The organism is Mesoterricola sp. JemC181, from assembly GCF_055384585.1.
Genome location: NZ_AP045076.1, coordinates 1,076,283 through 1,092,265 on the forward strand (window position 1 = coordinate 1,076,283; position 15,983 = coordinate 1,092,265).

Consider the following 15,983-nt stretch of genomic DNA (forward strand, 5'->3'; position numbering starts at 1 on the left):
CGGAAAGCGTTGTGCCTAACTAGAAGTTTCCTCCTGGATTTTGCAATCTATGTTTGAGAAGTTCAGCGTGTCAGATTTAAGCGCGGTGGCAAAACAATACCCAGGTCGGCGAGGGCGCCCCAGTTTTCATCTCTCTCAAGGGAGTGCTGCCATTGGATATGACGGCAAAGTCCGTTGATATCAGGGAAAATGGACGCTGCATTGAAGCCAACCCGGTCTAGTTCTTTCCGAAGCAATCCGAATTTGCCACCGGGAATGGTCACCTTGATTAAAGCTTTTTGATATTCTGCGTCCTTGTCGAGAGGGACATACCCCTTCTCTTCCGTGTGGTGATGCACCGAGAAGCAACCGAACTGAGCTGTGATGCGGCGTGCAATATGTTTGGGACGATACAAAAAAGTTTTCGAGATTTTGAATGGATCAAACCGGGGCTTGTCATCGGTAAACATCCTCGTAGCCGTCTTCAAAATCCAAACCACACCGTTCTTATCCTTCTCTGCTTCCCGTTCTACAGCAAACCAGAGAGCGACAAAGGGGTTTTCACTCCAGTCGAGCAGCCGTGTTGCCATTCCATGGTGCTGTGCCAAAGCAAGCAACTCCAAATCACCCCGTTCTCCAAACTCCAGGTAAGGGACCACCTGCCGACGAAAATCAGAAAACATCCTAGACTCAGCCGTCAGCGAGTCCTTTTGAGGGGTGATCCTGGCGATTTTGGGCGTGAGCTCCTTATCAACACGCTGTCCTCGATATAGGCGATTCCGACCATCGCACTTGTCTGCCAGGAATTCTACAAATCCTGCTAGGGTAGAGATCGTTTCCTCAACCGGGGAATTTGCCATCAATCACCCCGAAGCCATGATGGTCGCGTCCGGCGAATATTGAAGTTATCTATGACGCTGCTGAAGTCGGGATGACTTGCCATCCGAGCATCATTTTTCCCCAATGCAAGGATCGGAAGACCCGAAGTAATAGATGCAGCAAGAGAGAAAACCAATGACTGCCCACTCTGTAGGAATGGATTGACAAGAGTTGGATAAGCTTCAAGTATTTGCCGCGTGACCCCTTGGATTTCCTGATTCATGGGAAGAACCTTTATGCGGCTTGTCTTTAATAAATCGTAAACTTCCTCATTGACATCGTGGACCTCGCGCAGTGCCTCCTCAAAGATGACGAGTTTCCTTTCCCCCAGCCGCCGAAGAAACCCTTCCCACAGCCTTGGGTTCTCCGCCTGCGCTTCCCACAAGCCGGTAGCAGTATCCGCATCGATTATGACTTCGCTCATCAGCTCGCCTCCCTGGAGGAGCCCATGGTTGCCTGAGCATATAGCTTCCTAATGTTCGTCTGTTTAACCCGACCAAGGAAGTGAAAGCACTGGGTTGGAGTGATCATACGGGCATCCAACGCTTCGACAACAGTCTTGATATACCTCCTCCCCATTCTAGAGGCGACAGTGGCGTAATAGTCCCCACCGGATGGACCAGGGCTTCTTCGATTCTTTTCTCGCAATTCGGCTAGCCGTTCCTCTTGTAGAGGCTTCTCTATAAGGGATAACTCGCCCAGTCGGATCAGCATTGCCTCTTGGCTCACTCCAAATCGGTCAGCTAGCTTCTTAACAATAGGAAGCTCGAAATCATGGTTAGATCCAAAGGTCCTAACGAATTCTTCTTTGCGAATGATATGCTTGGGCATTAGAACTTCGACTGCGAGCTTATTGCAGAATTGCTCTTCCCTGTTCTGCTTTACCTTTCGGTTATAGAACCCCTTTAGGTCGCAGACCGTCCTTTCTTTCAGAAGTAGGTGCCCCAATTCGTGAATGAGGGTGAAGTTCCGAGCATAGGGGTAGTCTGTGCCATTCACGACCACGATGGGAATATCGGGATCATAGATGGCAAACCCTCGCACATCCTCTACCTGGACACCGATGCTCTGGAAGACCCAGATGCCTTTGGCTTCAAGCAAGCTTCGAAGGAATCTGTATGCATCATGAGGTTGGTGGTGTGTGTGGAAGTCCTTCTCTCCAATGCCCAACCACTCTCGAACCCTAGTAGCAGAAGAAGTCATTTCGGCGCGGTCCACAGAGGGCATTTCGGAAGCCTTGCTGATGATTCCTTTTTCAAACATCTCCCGAAGATTTGTTTGCCTCTCGCAGACTCTCTTGAACTCCTGAACCAGAGGTCCAGATGGGGCGAACAGGTCCTCCTCATCGTCTCCTATGATCCTAAAATCCCGAATTTCAAGCTCGACGACAGGCGGCTCGGGCATGTAGAAAACAGCGAGACTCCGTTTGGTCCTCTTGGCGAAGTCCTTAAGCTGACTGATCGTAAGAGAAGCAATACCTGATTCCCAACCCCGGATGGTTTCAGGATCTTCATTGAGCGAGGCTGCAAGTCCTTCAAGGCTAAATCCGGCAGATTTCCTAGCCCATTCCAGGAGGGCTGGGGTTGCAAGCGCAATAGGTGAAACCGACATGCGATGCTCCGATAGGGCTTTTCACTTGCGTTCACTTCAGCAGCTTACTGGTGAGGATGGGAAGGGGAAAAGTCCTATTGGCGACAAATCAAGATCATCAAAATACCTTTTTCCCGGCTTGAGATTGTGAATGAGGTGGATTCGGGCACTCTCGCGGGGCATTGGATCCTTTCCTGAGACGTCCAGAAATTTCGTGTAAAAGAAGTTTCCCAGGAACACACCGTTCCCATCGATGCTAATGCCCAAACGGTCGAAATCTGCCTCCGAACGGTAGCGACTCGGTCTCATGGGCAGAATTGGCAAGTTTTCAGGACTTCCCCGTCAGGCTCATGGGGGGAATCCGGAACAACCTTACATCCACCTGGGACGCCCCTAGAACGCTTCCTGGCGGGTCGAATGGGGTGATGTCTATCGAAGGGGTTGAGCAGGTGCTAAAGGTGCAGAGGACGGGTTACAAAAGTCCAGGACCCTCACATGCAACCGGGGCATATCAACCCCAGAATATCCCCGTTGGATCCTGGTCAATTTCAGCAAGAAGGCGTGTGATGCTGCGTGAACCAGGATGTGGTTCATAGGGGTGCCACCGCTGATTACGATCCCGCCAGAAGATGGTCCAGTCGTCGGTGTCGTCATGATATCGAAACTGAACCACAGGGCTGTCGATCCACGGGGCGGATTCATCCTTCCAATAGGGGCGCTGTTCAACAAGCATTACCTTGGCTCCGTGCCACCGATGCACCAGGCGCACCTTGTCGCGCACCCACATAGGCACCTTCTGTTCGCAGTAGGCAGTGAGTTCCTGATCTACGGTTTGCTTGAGGGAAGTAGGGATCTGCCCGACGTCAACGCCAATTCCCCATCGACGACAATTACAATTCCCCATCGAGGGGCCGCTGCGTAGCAGCCGGCTTACCAAGTTCTTGGGCGCTTGGACTTGGAATTTCGGTCGGGTCATTACGTGAGGCAATCGTGTGCCCTCGGTCGAATTTCAGATGAGGTAAATTCCGGCCCAACGACAATTACAATTCCCCATCGCCAGGGCCGCGGCGGAGCCGCTGGCTTACCTGTTCTTCCCTGGCATCGCCATGGGCACGGGTGGTAAAAGCAGACCCGACGACAATTACAAATGGACACCTGCTGCTGCTGCGCCCTTGGCGCCGGACCCTGTGGGAACCGCGCATGCGGTTTCCAGCCGCAGGCCGAGGGAGGCGGGTTTCCCGTGGAACGGGGGGCGGGGCCCGTGGGAAACCGCGCCCTTTGCGGTTTTCCATGGGAGGGGCCCCGCCTTCCATGGGAAATCCGCGCCCGAGCAGGGACCGGCGCCGGGGGGGTCTGGGGGGGGGTCAGGCTGATGCGGATTCCTCAGGCTGGGGCATCCGTGCCTTGGCCGCATCGGCCCGGTAGCTGGTGCCGTTCAGTTCCAGGATCACGCAGTGGTGGATGATTCGGTCGATGGCCGCCGCCGTCGTCATGGGGTCCTTGAATATCCGGTCCCACTGGGAAAACACCAGGTTCGAGGTGATGATCACGGTACGCCGCTCATAGCGCTCAGCCAGGAGGGTGAACAGAACCTCGGTCTCGTCTCGGGTCTGCTGGATATAGCCGATGTCGTCGATGATGATCGCGTCGAATGCGTCCAGTCGGCGCATCTCGCGCTCCAGGCCCAGGCCCTGCTTGGCGATCAGCAGGCGCTGGACCAGGGCGTAGGCTGGCGTGAAATACACCTTGTAGCCCCGCTGGATCAATTCCGCCCCCAGAGCGCAGACGAGGTGCGTCTTGCCCCGGCCCGGGAGGCCAAAGGCCAGCAGGTTCTCGCCCCGGTCGACGAACCCGCCTTCGATCAGGGTCGCCATCTGCCGGCGGACCTTCACGGGCAGGAGGTCCTGCTTGAGGGTGGCCAGGGTCTTGCCGACCGGGAGCTTGGCGGCCTTGAGTACCCGTTCCAGGCGCTTCTGGCGCCGCTGCTCCAGTTCCAGTTCCATCAGGTGGTGCAGGAACCGATCGAAAGCCCAGCCCTCCTTCTCAGCCCGTTTCCCGGCTTCCCCGTAAGTCGCCGCCACCCCGGTCAGGTTGAGCTCCCGCAGCATGTCCCCCAGTTGCCGACGCGCTTCCTTGCTCATACCGCCTCCTCCAGCCGCTCCGTCAGCAACGCGTCAAACCCGCCCAGGTCCACCACCAGGGCCGGCATGTCCGGAATCTCGGTGGGTCTACCCAGCCCCATCAGGTCCTGCACGCGCGCCGGCTCCGGGATGATGCCCTCCGCCATCAGCAGCACCAGGGCCGCCTCGACATCGCACTCCATTTCCTCGGCGGCCAGGTTGAGGTTGCGCAGGTAGGCCACTTCGCCCCGGCGCTCGCCCAGTCCCTTCTGTAGAGCTTCCAGGGCTTGGTGCCAGACCGGCCCCGGGAACAGGTCCGCCCGGTGCCGGTATTGGGCAAAGGCGCCCGGTTTCTTGAGCATCGCCTTGACCACGTGGCGGTAGTCGATGCGGGTCCGGTACTCCCCCAGCAGCCTGGGGATCACCAGCAACCGCCGGTCTGCGAACCAGACCTCCAGCGTCATCTCGTAGAGCCGCACCCGCACCCACTTGCCCAGCAACTTCGGAGGCACCGAGTAGGTGTTCCGCTTCACCAGCAGGGTGCTTTCCTCGCTTACCTTGATCCGCCATTCGTCGAACTCGGCGAACGCCTCCACCCGCAGGGGCCGCATGGCGGCCAGTTCTTCGGGAACCCGCTTGCGGCGGGCGTTCGCCATTACGCAGGCCCCCTGGGCCCAGGCTTCCCACGCCTCCACCGAAGGGAAATCCCGGTGGCCGCGCAGCAGCAGGTGCTGGTGCAGGCGCCGCTTGAGGGCATTGTTCGAGGCTTCCACGTCGCCGTTCTGCTCAGACTTGCCCACGCTGATGGTCCGCACCTGGACATCGTAGTGCCCGGTCATCATGTCCCAGTAGTCGTCGTTATAGGCCCGGGGTTTCCGGCTGCGGGTCCTGTGAATCGTGGACTTCTCCTCTCCCGACCCCGTGATCTCCACCTCGACCGCAGCGCTGGCGGCGATCTTATGGGTCGCGGAAGTGGAGTTGTCGGTCTGGCTGAACAGTGGGATCCGGCCCAGCTGGGCCAGGGCCGCCGGGATCCCCCGCCGCAGGGCCAGCATGGACTCCGACTGGCACACGGTGATCCAGCCCCAGTTGGAGTAGGGCAGCACTACATGGCAGAGCATGTGGGGGAACGGCTCGCCATGGATCGTCACGTTCAGCTCCGTTGCCCAGGTGAAATCCGTCTGCATGGCTTCGCCCGGCACGTGGTCCTGGGGAAAGAACACCTCCTTGTCGGGGCCGAACTGGGCCTGCCAGACCTGGATCCGCCGCTGGAAGGTCCGGAGTTGGCCCTCCTGGTAGACCCCTGGCCGCTGGCGCATCAGGTGCTCGAACAGGCCCTTGGCCTCCAATTCCGGGGCCTCGGCTAGGCGGCCAGCAACCTCCGGCCAGTCCGCCGCGAACGGATCCGCCCGGGTCTGCCAGGCCCGTTCCGTCGGCATCTCCGAAGGAAACTGCTTGGCCCGTATGTAACTCCGCGCCGTCTTACGGTCCATATTGGCCATCATCGCCGCCCTGCCGACCTGGCCATGCTTCGCCATTTCCTCGTTCAAACGCCTCACCTGCTGATCCGTGACCCGACCCATGGCACCGCCTTCCCCAAGGCCAGGTGGCCATGGGGTACCGTGCCGACATCTGAGTCCCCTTGGCTATCCCGGAATGGGCAAGCCGATGGGGAAGTGTAATTGTCCGCAGTGGGGACTACTCAGTGTCGTCGGGCAGGGATCGGCATGGTTCGTCCTACCGGGTGGCAGGGGTGGACTTTGAAGTGGCTAAGAGGTCCCATCTTTCAAGGTATTGGTTGCCCTTATCCGTGAATCCACGCATGGAAGTATCCTTCCTGGGGCTACCATCCCTTTTGGCCCCCGCCATCCACTCCTGATGTCTAGCGACGACATGGGCAGCGACAACATCGCTGGGCACGACATGGAATTCTGGACGAAGACCGATCTTGAGCAGGCGCACGAAAACATAGAACAGGTCCGGCTTTTCGATGTGCTCATGTTTCTCGTTCATGACCCAGTGACGGTTAACGCCTTGGATTGTTTTAACTTGGATCGAAATCGCCCTACCGGAATTCGGCTTCGTAGCAAGGACATCGATCCCGTCAGCGTTTTTGATTGTCAAGGATGCAAGGTATCCACGCATGGACAGTTCTGCACATACAAAATATTCACCAGATGCGCCAGAAAGCCCGTGTGATAGTTCCGTCATGGTGGCTCTTTCATGAATTCCATCATTGTTGCAGAATGAGCTTTCGGCATATAGATACGGATTGATATGGTGAGCTGCTTGATTTTTAGAGTTGATTGAGTTCGAACGCAGCGTAAAGGTTCGACTTCGCTTTCTTGCCTTTACCAGTCACCTGGACGAATGCGATCCCTTTGATTCCGAGATCCCGCATCTCTCTCAACCGACCTTGATTTTTCAGATAGGAATCAACATCCTCGGGAGTCCAGGGACCACCAAATGCGAGAACAATGAGACTGGTTGCATACTTGCCATGGGTCGTGAAGGCAATCCACTTATCTTCAGCCTTGGCAATTCGGGTTGCCTCCTCAGCATATTCGATGCGTTGTTTTGCGCGGTCCTTTTCATAGGTGCTAGGCGGCGAGGCGTAGATTCCTAGAGCCACAAAGCAAGCAAGTAGAGCCTTCATCTCTGGTCCTCATGCAATTCATGCTTTTTGATAATCAGCCCCAGACCGCACAAGTCGGTCCAGGGCGAAGAGGGCTACTTCATGGCGTTCAGCTTCAATCTCACGATCCCGCCTAGCACCTTGGCACGCGAGATGCCTCGGATTCCGGCGAGGAAATCTTTGATAGATTCGATCTTTTGTAGGGTGCTCTTGAGAACCCTGCCGTTGGCATTACAGATTGCCTCGGTGGGATTGCGCTCTCTGCGTGCCTTCATCAACTCCAATGAGGCTTCCACCAGTGCCTTCAGGTCTCCATCGAAGGATGCGACTGCCTCTTCGAAGAACTTGTTGATGCCGGAGGGTCATTCTTGAACCTTATTTCCTGCCATAGGTCTTGTCGTGATCCTGGTCAAGGTCAAGAAAGACCATGGTCTCCCCGTCCAGCAGGACCTTTGCCCTGGGGCCCTGGTCCAGCCGGATGGAATGGTAGGGCGGGTTTGCCTTGATGGGTTCGAGGTGGATGCCCTTGGTTTCACGTAATTGTTGTTCCGTCCTGATTTCGACCTTTTCTATCAGGCGGCGGAACGCATTGATCAAGCTGCTTTCCTGGCTGAACAGTTTCAGCACAAAGGCATCCGGGAAGGACGGCTTCACTTGCGCCCTCGGCTTGAGCTCCCCGCTGCGATCTTGGCATCAAGGGCCTTGACTGAAAGGGTGCGCCCAGCCTTGTAGTCCTTCATGGCAGCGTCCGTCTGGGCGGTGCTTTCAGGGGTCAGGGCCCACAATTCGTGAACAGGAATCACCCTGACTGGAGAGATGATGACTCTCCCATCAGGCAGAAGTTCCACCTCGGCAGGGTCATTGGGGCCGATGAGTGCTTCCTTGGGCATCACGAACCGCCTTCGGCTGTCGGCCATCTGCAGCATGGCACCCTCCCATTGGATCGTTGGACCCATGTAACAAAGGTACATCGGTTCAAGGGTCCGTCAAGTTCTGGTGGGAACGGTCGCTTCATGCTCGATGGGCTGGCGGTTAAATGAAGCCCAGGACCGGAAGCCTTCCAGGGACAGGGCGACCCCTCCCTCAAAATCCCATCTTGACTGATCGGTCCAAAACCCTAAACTCTCCCCATGGCACGCTGCAAGGCATTCGACGAGGACGCGACCCTGCAAAGGGCCATGGACCTCTTCCAGGCCAAGGGGTTCGAAGCCACTTCCATCCAGGATCTGGTGGACCACCTGGGCATCAGCCGCCAGAGCCTCTACGACACCTTCGGCGACAAGCAGGCCCTCTACATGGCCAGCCTGGAACGCTACCGTCGGGGCGTGAGCCGGCCCTTCGCCGAGCTCCTGGAAGGGCCCTTGCCCCTCCGCAAGGCCCTGGCCGCCCTCTTCGGCATGACGGTGGACCGGCTGCTCTCGCCGGAAGGGCAGGTCTGCCTCATGGCCCATGCCGCGCTGGAGCGGGCCGCCGAGGATCCCGAAACCCGCGCCTGCGTGCGCGACAACCTCAGGCACGTGTTCGGTCTCTTCGAAGCGCGCCTGCGCAGGGCCCAGGCCGAAGGCGAACTGGGTCCGGCGCACGACCCGGCCGCCCTGGCCCACTACCTCCAGAGCAGCATCCACGGTCTCCAGGTCACCGCCCGTTCCGGCGCCAGCCGGGATGACCTGGAGGGCATCGTCCGCGTGACCCTCTCGGTCCTCGGATGATTTTTTTTGACAATTCATGGAACGTTCGTTCCAGAAAGGAAATCCCATCATGGGCAAGCTCGACGGCAAGATCGCACTCATCACCGGGGGCACCACGGGCATCGGCCTGGCCTCCGCCCGGCTGTTCCACCAGGAAGGCGCCCGGGTCTACGTGACTGGACGCAATCCCGAAACCCTGGCCCAGGCCCGGAAGCTGCTGCCCCCGGAGGTCGTCGTCCTCGAGGCGGACAGCGCCAGCCTCGGGGACCTGGACCGCATTGCCGGGCGGCTCCAGGCCGAAGCCGGACGGCTGGACGTCCTTTTCGTCAACGCGGGCATCGGCGAGTTCCGGTCGCTGGAGGAGGCCAGCGAGGCCCACTGGGACCGGATCCTGGACGTGAACCTCAAGGGCCCCTTCTTCCTCGTGCAGAAGGCGCTTCCCCTGATGGGCAAGGGGGCGTCCGTGGTGTTCACCACCAGCGTGGTGGACCGCAAGGGTTTTCCCGGTGCCGGCGCCTATTCCGCGTCCAAGGCGGGACTGGCCGGCCTGGCGCGGTCCCTGGCCGTGGAACTGGCGCCCCGGGGCATCCGGGTCAACAGCCTGGCGCCAGGTCCCATCGAAACGCCCATCCACGCCAAGCTGGGCCTGAACGAGGAGGCGCTGCGCGGATTCCAGGACAGTGTTTCCCAAATGGTCCCCATGAAGCGCATGGGAACCGACGGGGAGGTGGCCGGGGCCGCCCTGTTCCTGGCATCCGGGGACAGTTCCTTCATGACTGGCGAGGAACTCGTCGTGGACGGGGGGGCAGCGGTGGCCTGAGGGATCCCTGGTTCCAAGGCCAACGGCAGATTCCGGCGGGCGGCTCCAGGGCCACCTGGCGCCGCCGCCGGATGCCGCCTTGGCCTGGTGAGCCGGGTCGTGAAGCTGGGTCGGCCTCGGCGGGTCTTCACATCGCATTGCTCGATCACCTCGCCCGCCTTCACCGTTCCTGCCCTGATGGTTGCCGACAGTACGGCTTCCTCCGCGGAGGTCACCAACTGGCGCTGGCGGGCATGGACCAGGGCGGGCAGGAGCACCCGCGCCTGGAGACCTGCTTGAGCTGAAGAAAAACGGGCCATGGGGTCGTACTTCGCAGTTCCAGGCGGCGCAGGTATTCCAGATCCGTGAGCACATCCGGAAGCGGCGAAGAAAAGGCCGGGTTCAGCAGGCGAAGTTCGTGGTGAACGAATCGAGCCATGGGTGAGGCGATCCCCAAGGGTAAAAATTCCGATCTGGAATATACGCTCGATAACTGTTGGAAAACAATGGCTTGCTTATTGAATGTTTCAGCCGGGATCTGGAAATTTCGCAGCTCCGATCTGGAAAAGACAGTACCGCTTCGTTCAGCGGCATCCTCGGCGGGCTGGATGCGGTCCTGCTGCGCCTTGGTCCCCAGGGCCGCGGAATTCCCAGAATTCGCAGGAAAGTCACAAATATTGGTTTGTCATTTTGAAAAGGCTTCCTAGAATCCACTCAATCGGTCCTGCGAGCTAGCGTGGCGGAGAGACGGATTGACCAAGTGGCCTTCAGCGGCCCGGGGCGCCTCGGCACCCCTGGGCTTGCCGGAGAAAGGCGGGAGCCGATCCATGCCCAAGACCATCATGATCGTCGATGACGCCTCGACCTTGAGGGCTCTCCTGCGCCTGGTCCTGACCCGGGCCGGGTTCGACGTGGTGGAGGCCCGGGACGGCAGGGAGGCCCTGGATTGCCTCCACGATCGCCAAGTCGATCTCCTGCTGTGCGACATCAACATGCCGAACATGGACGGCTTCTCCTTGCTCAAGGCGCTCCGCGGGAACGCCCGCCACGCGCGCACGCCGGTCGTCATGCTCACCTCCGAATCCGGTGCGGACATGAAGCGCCTGGGAAGGGCCCTGGGCGCGCAGGCATGGGTCGTCAAGCCTTTCCATCCGGACCAGGTGCTGAGCCTCGTGGCCAGGCTGCTGCCTCCGTGAGGCGACCCGGTTCAGGCCGGTTCCCGGCTGCCGGTGGTTCGGTCGCCAGGGAGGGGGCTGGAGCCCGGGGACCCCTACTCCAGCCTCGGCAGCGCCGCCACAAGAGCCCTCGTGAAGGGATGTTCGGGGTGTTCGAACAGGACCTGGGACGGGCCCTCCTCGACGATCAGGCCGTCCCGCAGCACCAGGGTGCGCTCGGCCATGTGGCGGACCACGTCGATGTTGTGGGAGACGATCACCATGGCCATGCGGCGCTCCCGCCGGATCTCCAGAAGCAGGTTGAGGATCTGGGCCTGCACCGAGGTGTCCAGGGCCGACACCGGCTCGTCGGCGAAGAGGAGGTCGGGTTCCAGGGAAAGGGCCCGGGCGATGACCACCCGCTGCTTCTGGCCGCCGCTCAGCTCCGCGGGAAGGCGCGGGGCCACGGCGGCGGGGAGGCCCACCTGGTCCAGGAGGGCGGGGATCCTGGCGCGGCGCTCGGCGCGGGGCATGCCGTGGACGCGGAAGGGCTCCTCCAGGACCTCCTGGATGGTCCACCAGGGGTTGAGCACGGCGGAGGGGTCCTGGTGGACGGCCTGGATCTTCCGGCGCAGGGCGCGCCAGGCCGGGGATCGCTGCGGGGGCATGGGCTCGCCGCGGTAGAGGACCTCGCCCGCGTCGGGGCGCTCCAAGCCCATGAGGATGCGGCCGAAGGTGGTCTTGCCCGAGCCGCTCTCACCCACCAGGCCCAGGGTGCGGCCCTCCTCCAGGGCCAGGGCGACGCCGGCCAGGACCGGGCGGCCCTGGTAGGCCTTGCGGACGGCCCGGGCTTCCAGGAGGATCATGGGTCCTCCCCGCAGGGGTGGAAGCAGGCGTGGCCTTCGGGGTACCAGGTGTAGGAGCGGTTCAGGCAGTCCTCCCGCGCGGCGCGGCAGCGGTCGGCGAAGACGCAGGGGGGGATCGACTGCGGCGTGACCAGGGGGACCTGCCCGGGGATGGCGGCCAGGGGCGTGCCGGCTTCGGCCGGGAACCGGGCGCAGGCGAGGAGTGCCTCGGTGTAGCGGTGCAGGGGGCGGCGCAGGACGCGCTCGGTGGGGCCGCTCTCCATGGGGCGGCCGGCGTAAAGCACCAGAAGGTCGTCGCAGCGCTGGGCGGCCAGGGGCAGGTCGTGGGTGATGAGGAGCACCGCCAGGCCCAATTCCCGCTGCAGGTCGCCCACCAGGTCCAGCACCTGGGCCTGGACGGTGGTGTCCAGGGCCGTGGTGGGCTCGTCGGCCACGAGGATCCGGGGGCCCGCGGCCAGGGCCATGGCGATGCAGATGCGCTGGAGCATGCCGCCGGAGAAGGTCGCGGGGACATCCCGGGCGCGGGCGGGGGCGATGCCGACCCGGTCCAGCCAGCGCGCCGCCTCGCGGCCGGCCCCGGCCCGGGAGAGGCCCTGGTGGAGCTCGAGGACCTCGGCGATCTGGCGGCCCACCTCCATGCGCGGGTTCAGGGCCAGGCGCGGCTCCTGGAAGACCATGGCGATGACCTTGCCGCGCAGGCGCTTCCAGTCCCCGGGTTCCTCCCCCAGGATCCGCAGGCTCCCGGTCACCTCGAAGCGCTCCTCGGGCAGCAGGCCCAGCAGTGCCTGGGCCGTGAGGCTCTTGCCCGAGCCGCTCTCGCCCACCAGGCCCAGGGTGCGCCCCGCGGCCAGGTCGAAGGAGAGGCGCTCCACCAGCAGGTTCCCGCCCCGCAGCGCGATGCCCAGGTTCCGGGCCTCCAGGTGCGCGCTCACGCGTCCTCCCCGGCCAGCAGGGCCTTGCCCACCAGGGAGAACCCGATGGAGATGAGCAGGAGCAGGGCCCACACGGGCAGGACGATGCGCCACTCGCCCAGGATGAGGTTCCGGTAGTTGCCGCCCACGTAGGTGCCCAGGCTGGGCGTGGTGGGGGGCAGGCCGAAGCCCAGGAAGCTGATGGTGGATTCCATGAAGATCACCGCCGGCACCCGCAGCAGGAAGACCGCCAGCATGAAGCCCTTCATCTGGGGCAGCAGGTGGCGCGCCAGGATCCAGGCCTCGCCGGCGCCCAGGGCGCGGCTGGCGGACACGAACTCAGCCTCGCCCAGGGCCTTGAGCCGGGCCCGGAACATCAGGGCGGGCACGGCCCAGCCGATCACCGACAGGGAGGCGCCCACGGCCAGGGTGGGGTCCAGGTCCAGGAAGCCCAGGTCCCGGGCGGTCTTCAGGAGGAAGGCCATGGTGATGAGCACCAGGATGTCGGGCAGGGCGAAGAAGAATTCCGAGACCTTGGTGATGGAGAAGTCCACGGCGCCCTTGGCCTGGGCGGCGGCCAGCGCCAGCAGGATGCCAAGGGCGGTGGTGAGGCCCGCGACGCCCGCGGCCAGGGCCATGGACCGTCCCAGGCCGCCCAGGGCGCGCTCGCAGACGGTCTGCGTGGGGAACTCCAGGTCCATGCCGAAGGGGCAGGCGTGGATCCAGCGCGGCAGGACCGACAGCGCCAGCAGGAGCAGGAGGAGGGAGAGGCCCGCGAGGCCCTTGGCACGCGGTGTCATGGCGCGGGCTCCAGCCAGGAGCGCACGCATTGGGCGGCCATGGACACCAGCACCAGGAGGGCCGCGAACACCGTGGTGCCCACCACCACCAGGGCCGCCTGGCGCTGCTCGGCGGCGTAGACGTAGAGGTAGCCGAAGCCGTGGATGTTGAAGACCCGCTCGGCGATGAAGCTGCCGGTGAGGAGCAGGGTCACCTTGGGCACGGCGCCGTCCAGGAGGACCAGGGTGGCGTTGGGCATGGCGTGGCGCCAGATGACGCGGTCGTCGGAGAGGCCCTTGGCGCGTGCGGTGAGGACGTAGGGCCGCCCCATCTCCCGGGCCAGGGCGCCATAGAGCACCTGCCCGAAGAAGGCCGCCGCCGGCAGCGCCGTGGCGAGGGCGGCGGCGGCCTCGAAGGGCAGGCGCGAGCCGGCCAGGTGCGTGCCCAGGGGGATGGCCAGCGCCAGCGCGAAGAAGAAGGGCGGGGTGGCGTAGATGAGGTCGGGCAGGACCTCCAGGGTGCGCCGGTCGAGGCGGTTGCGGGTGCGCACCCGGAACCACGCGTACAGGTAGGCCCAGCCCAGGGAGAGGACCAGCCCCATGAGCCCGATGCGCAGGCTGCTGCCCAGCGCCGCGGCCAGGTCGCCGATGTCGAAGCCCTGCTGGTCGTTGCCCAGGGGCTCCCCCTTCGCGAGCTTGACCCAGGGCCGCAGGAACCCCAGGGCCTGCCCCTTGCCCAGGTCGCGCTCCATCTGCGCCTGGAGGGAGACCACCTGGGGGCGCTTGGCGTCCTCGTTGACGGGCACGGGAAGGCGCACCACCAGGGCCTGCACCAGGAACGCGACGATGGGGATGATCGCCAGGTCCCGCAGGAACCGGAGCCTCACGGCTTCACCGGCAGGCTGCAGGTGAGCCGGGTGAAGTCGATGAAGTTGAAGGGGTCGATGGTCAGCTCCCGCAGCCAGGGCCGGGTGCGGAAGTAGCGGTCCGGGTAGAAGAGGGGCACCACGACCACCTCCTCGGCCAGGAGGATCCGCTGGGCCTCCCAGGCGCGGTCCGCCATGGCCGCGGGTGCCACTTCCGCGGTGGCCTGGGCCTCGCGCTCGAAGCGCCGGTAGGCCGGGCCCGCGCCTCCGGCCTCGAAGCCGGTGTAGCTGCCGTTGTCCTGGGCGGGGTCGCCGCTGTAGGTGAAGGGCAGGAGGAACTCCTGGGGGTGGGGGAAGTCGGCGCCGGTGCGCCGGAAGTGCAGCTCGTGCCGGGCGCGGCGGTCCTGGGTGAGCATCTCCTCGGTCATGGTCCGGGTTCCCAGGAGCCGCACCCGCAGGCCCACCTCCGCGAGCTGGACGCGCACGCCCTCGGCCAGGGCCGCCTCGGGCAGGAAGGTGCCGTTCTCGTGGTAGACCAGGGTGAGCTCGCGGCCCGTCCAGCCGGCGCGCTCCACGAGGCGCCGGGCCTCGGCGCGGTCGAAGGGGGGCAGGGCCCTGAGACGGGGGTCCCCGTCCCCCAGGCGCCCGGGAAAGCCCTCCGGCAGGAGCTGGGAGGCCGCGCGGAAGCGGGGCAGCACGTGCTCGCCCAGGGCCCGCCGGTCCAGGGCCATGGCGATGGCCCGGCGCACGTCCAGCGGCAGGAGCCGGGTGCTCAGGCCCATCCAGAAGGTGCTCCAGAGCGCGGCCTGGCGGCGGTCCGCGGGGTGGCGGAAGGTGGAGGGGCCGTCGTCCAGGAAGTTGAAGTCCACGCGGCCCTGGTCGTAGAGCATGGTGGCCAGGTCCGAGGGGAACAGGACCACCCGGGGCACCCGCCCGGGCAGGGCGGGGTAGTGGGGGTTGGCCACCAGGTCGATGCTCTCGTCCAGGCGGTTCCATTCCCGGATGCGGTAGGGCCCCAGGGCCAGCGGGTCGCCGCCTCCGGTGCGCCGGTAGTAGGCGCGGATCTGGTCCTCGGACAGGCCCCGCAGCCGGTGGGAGGGGGCGGGGTAGAAGGCGTAGACGCCGGCCAGGTACCCGGGGAAATAGCTCCTGGGCGCCGCGAGGCGCACCTGGAAGGTGCGGGCGTCCAGGGCCCGGAAGCCCACGCGGGCCAGGGCCGCGGCGCGCCCCGGCCCCGGCGGGAGGGCCAGGTAGTCCCGCACGCCCACGATGTCGCTGAAGTACTTGCTCTCCTTGCCGTCCAGGGCCCGGCGCCAGCCCAGGACGAAGTCCGCGGCGCAAAGGGGGGCGCCGTCGGACCAGAAGACGTCGTCCCGCAGGCGGAAGGTGTACTCCACAGGGTGCGACGGGTCGTCCACGGCGCAGGCGCCGGCCACGTCCAGCACCAGGTCCTGGGTGGCGGTCCAGGTGTAGAGCCCGCGCATGGTGGCCCGGGCGACGGTGTAGTTGGGCGGGCTGAAGTCGCTGCTGAGGTTCCAGTCGAGGGTGTTGGGGGTGAGGTTGATGGCGATGCGCAGGACGGCGTCCTCCACCCGGGTGGGCGGCGCGTAGCGGGGCCGCGCGATGTGCCGGGCCGCGGCCACGCCCAGGGCGAGGAGGCCGCAGAGGCCCAGCGTGAGCCAGGGTGTGCGCGGAGGACGGATCATTCTGGGTACAG

19 protein-coding genes are annotated in these 15,983 nt (G+C 63.5%); 4 read left to right on the top strand and 15 right to left on the bottom strand.

The genetic code is table 11. The annotated features are described in order from the left end of the window. Positions 1-62: 62 nt before the first annotated feature. From ACZ5MC_RS04815 to ACZ5MC_RS04860, 10 genes are all read right to left on the bottom strand, one after another. Positions 63-839, bottom strand: a complete 777-nt coding sequence (locus ACZ5MC_RS04815) for an FRG domain-containing protein (protein WP_464517155.1) — start codon at positions 837-839, stop codon at positions 63-65. After that, positions 839-1,282, bottom strand: a complete 444-nt coding sequence (locus ACZ5MC_RS04820) for a hypothetical protein (RefSeq protein WP_464517156.1) — start codon at positions 1,280-1,282, stop codon at positions 839-841. Before ACZ5MC_RS04820 ends, ACZ5MC_RS04815 begins: the two co-directional genes overlap by 1 nt. Next, positions 1,282-2,469, bottom strand: a complete 1,188-nt coding sequence (locus ACZ5MC_RS04825) for an ImmA/IrrE family metallo-endopeptidase (RefSeq protein WP_464517157.1) — start codon at positions 2,467-2,469, stop codon at positions 1,282-1,284. Before ACZ5MC_RS04825 ends, ACZ5MC_RS04820 begins: the two co-directional genes overlap by 1 nt. Before the next feature lie 490 nt (positions 2,470-2,959). Then, positions 2,960-3,424 (bottom strand): DUF3024 domain-containing protein, encoded by a 465-nt coding sequence (locus tag ACZ5MC_RS04830; RefSeq protein WP_464517158.1) that lies wholly within the window; start codon positions 3,422-3,424, stop codon positions 2,960-2,962. Between the two features lie 388 nt (positions 3,425-3,812). After that, the gene (istB, locus tag ACZ5MC_RS04835; RefSeq protein WP_306599086.1) at positions 3,813-4,589 is read right to left on the bottom strand and encodes an IS21-like element helper ATPase IstB; all 777 of its coding nucleotides are present in this window, start codon (positions 4,587-4,589) and stop codon (positions 3,813-3,815) included. Continuing rightward, positions 4,586-6,007 carry a Mu transposase domain-containing protein gene (locus ACZ5MC_RS04840; RefSeq protein ID WP_306599087.1) on the bottom strand — a complete coding sequence of 474 codons (1,422 nt, stop codon included), beginning with the start codon at positions 6,005-6,007 and terminating at the stop codon, positions 4,586-4,588. Before ACZ5MC_RS04840 ends, istB begins: the two co-directional genes overlap by 4 nt. A gap of 298 nt (positions 6,008-6,305) precedes the next feature. Beyond that, positions 6,306-6,779: a hypothetical protein gene (locus tag ACZ5MC_RS04845; RefSeq protein WP_464517159.1), complete on the bottom strand. Its 474-nt coding sequence runs from the start codon at positions 6,777-6,779 to the stop codon at positions 6,306-6,308. Positions 6,780-6,864: 85 nt separating this feature from the next. Then, positions 6,865-7,224, bottom strand: coding sequence for a hypothetical protein (locus ACZ5MC_RS04850; RefSeq protein WP_464517160.1), 360 nt, complete (start codon positions 7,222-7,224; stop codon positions 6,865-6,867). 354 nt (positions 7,225-7,578) lie between these two features. After that, the gene (locus ACZ5MC_RS04855; protein WP_464517161.1) at positions 7,579-7,857 is read right to left on the bottom strand and encodes a hypothetical protein; all 279 of its coding nucleotides are present in this window, start codon (positions 7,855-7,857) and stop codon (positions 7,579-7,581) included. After that, positions 7,854-8,129 carry an AbrB/MazE/SpoVT family DNA-binding domain-containing protein gene (locus ACZ5MC_RS04860; RefSeq protein WP_464517162.1) on the bottom strand — a complete coding sequence of 92 codons (276 nt, stop codon included), beginning with the start codon at positions 8,127-8,129 and terminating at the stop codon, positions 7,854-7,856. The genes ACZ5MC_RS04855 and ACZ5MC_RS04860 overlap by 4 nt, the downstream gene beginning before the upstream one ends. 204 nt (positions 8,130-8,333) lie before the next feature. On the opposite strand from ACZ5MC_RS04860, the gene ACZ5MC_RS04865 reads away from it, so the two are divergent. The 4 genes from ACZ5MC_RS04865 (at position 8,334) to ACZ5MC_RS04880 (ending at position 10,886) form a co-directional block, all read left to right on the top strand. Next, a complete protein-coding gene (locus ACZ5MC_RS04865) occupies positions 8,334-8,912 on the top strand; it encodes a TetR/AcrR family transcriptional regulator (RefSeq protein WP_464517163.1) in 579 nt (192 codons plus the stop codon). Between the two features lie 49 nt (positions 8,913-8,961). Next, entirely contained in the window at positions 8,962-9,711 is a 750-nt protein-coding gene (locus ACZ5MC_RS04870; RefSeq protein ID WP_306599196.1) for an SDR family oxidoreductase, read from the top strand. Positions 9,712-10,127: 416 nt separating this feature from the next. Next, positions 10,128-10,397: a hypothetical protein gene (locus ACZ5MC_RS04875; RefSeq protein WP_306599197.1), complete on the top strand. Its 270-nt coding sequence runs from the start codon at positions 10,128-10,130 to the stop codon at positions 10,395-10,397. A gap of 120 nt (positions 10,398-10,517) precedes the next feature. After that, positions 10,518-10,886: a response regulator gene (locus ACZ5MC_RS04880; RefSeq protein ID WP_306599199.1), complete on the top strand. Its 369-nt coding sequence runs from the start codon at positions 10,518-10,520 to the stop codon at positions 10,884-10,886. Positions 10,887-10,960: 74 nt separating this feature from the next. Here the strand turns inward: ACZ5MC_RS04880 and ACZ5MC_RS04885 are convergent, their stop codons facing one another. From ACZ5MC_RS04885 to ACZ5MC_RS04905, 5 genes are read right to left on the bottom strand one after another with little or no spacing between them, the layout of a single operon-like run. Beyond that, complete coding sequence (locus tag ACZ5MC_RS04885) at positions 10,961-11,710, bottom strand: ABC transporter ATP-binding protein (protein WP_464517164.1); 750 nt, start codon at positions 11,708-11,710, stop codon at positions 10,961-10,963. Next, on the bottom strand, positions 11,707-12,642 hold the full coding sequence (locus tag ACZ5MC_RS04890; RefSeq protein WP_306599201.1) for an ABC transporter ATP-binding protein: 936 nt from the start codon (positions 12,640-12,642) through the stop codon (positions 11,707-11,709). Before ACZ5MC_RS04890 ends, ACZ5MC_RS04885 begins: the two co-directional genes overlap by 4 nt. Next, positions 12,639-13,421, bottom strand: a complete 783-nt coding sequence (locus tag ACZ5MC_RS04895; RefSeq protein ID WP_306599202.1) for an ABC transporter permease subunit — start codon at positions 13,419-13,421, stop codon at positions 12,639-12,641. Before ACZ5MC_RS04895 ends, ACZ5MC_RS04890 begins: the two co-directional genes overlap by 4 nt. Next, positions 13,418-14,287 (bottom strand): ABC transporter permease subunit, encoded by an 870-nt coding sequence (locus ACZ5MC_RS04900; protein WP_306599203.1) that lies wholly within the window; start codon positions 14,285-14,287, stop codon positions 13,418-13,420. The genes ACZ5MC_RS04895 and ACZ5MC_RS04900 overlap by 4 nt, the downstream gene beginning before the upstream one ends. Further along, complete coding sequence (locus ACZ5MC_RS04905; RefSeq protein WP_464517165.1) at positions 14,284-15,972, bottom strand: ABC transporter substrate-binding protein; 1,689 nt, start codon at positions 15,970-15,972, stop codon at positions 14,284-14,286. Before ACZ5MC_RS04905 ends, ACZ5MC_RS04900 begins: the two co-directional genes overlap by 4 nt. Positions 15,973-15,983 lie beyond the last annotated feature (11 nt).

What these genes read in the sequence shown, in the direction of transcription:
- istB (WP_306599086.1), bottom strand. Translation starts at nt 4,589, where the DNA reads ATGAGCAAGGAAGCGCGTCGGCAACTGGGGGACATGCTGCGGGAGCTC.
- ACZ5MC_RS04895 (WP_306599202.1), bottom strand. Translation starts at nt 13,421, where the DNA reads ATGACACCGCGTGCCAAGGGCCTCGCGGGCCTCTCCCTCCTCCTGCTC.
- ACZ5MC_RS04865 (WP_464517163.1), top strand. Translation starts at nt 8,334, where the DNA reads ATGGCACGCTGCAAGGCATTCGACGAGGACGCGACCCTGCAAAGGGCC.
- ACZ5MC_RS04860 (WP_464517162.1), bottom strand. Translation starts at nt 8,129, where the DNA reads ATGCTGCAGATGGCCGACAGCCGAAGGCGGTTCGTGATGCCCAAGGAA.
- ACZ5MC_RS04905 (WP_464517165.1), bottom strand. Translation starts at nt 15,972, where the DNA reads ATGATCCGTCCTCCGCGCACACCCTGGCTCACGCTGGGCCTCTGCGGC.
- ACZ5MC_RS04815 (WP_464517155.1), bottom strand. Translation starts at nt 839, where the DNA reads ATGGCAAATTCCCCGGTTGAGGAAACGATCTCTACCCTAGCAGGATTT.
- ACZ5MC_RS04880 (WP_306599199.1), top strand. Translation starts at nt 10,518, where the DNA reads ATGCCCAAGACCATCATGATCGTCGATGACGCCTCGACCTTGAGGGCT.
- ACZ5MC_RS04885 (WP_464517164.1), bottom strand. Translation starts at nt 11,710, where the DNA reads ATGATCCTCCTGGAAGCCCGGGCCGTCCGCAAGGCCTACCAGGGCCGC.
- ACZ5MC_RS04875 (WP_306599197.1), top strand. Translation starts at nt 10,128, where the DNA reads ATGGGTGAGGCGATCCCCAAGGGTAAAAATTCCGATCTGGAATATACG.
- ACZ5MC_RS04830 (WP_464517158.1), bottom strand. Translation starts at nt 3,424, where the DNA reads ATGACCCGACCGAAATTCCAAGTCCAAGCGCCCAAGAACTTGGTAAGC.
- ACZ5MC_RS04850 (WP_464517160.1), bottom strand. Translation starts at nt 7,224, where the DNA reads ATGAAGGCTCTACTTGCTTGCTTTGTGGCTCTAGGAATCTACGCCTCG.
- ACZ5MC_RS04870 (WP_306599196.1), top strand. Translation starts at nt 8,962, where the DNA reads ATGGGCAAGCTCGACGGCAAGATCGCACTCATCACCGGGGGCACCACG.
- ACZ5MC_RS04825 (WP_464517157.1), bottom strand. Translation starts at nt 2,469, where the DNA reads ATGTCGGTTTCACCTATTGCGCTTGCAACCCCAGCCCTCCTGGAATGG.
- ACZ5MC_RS04820 (WP_464517156.1), bottom strand. Translation starts at nt 1,282, where the DNA reads ATGAGCGAAGTCATAATCGATGCGGATACTGCTACCGGCTTGTGGGAA.
- ACZ5MC_RS04840 (WP_306599087.1), bottom strand. Translation starts at nt 6,007, where the DNA reads ATGCCGACGGAACGGGCCTGGCAGACCCGGGCGGATCCGTTCGCGGCG.
- ACZ5MC_RS04845 (WP_464517159.1), bottom strand. Translation starts at nt 6,779, where the DNA reads ATGACGGAACTATCACACGGGCTTTCTGGCGCATCTGGTGAATATTTT.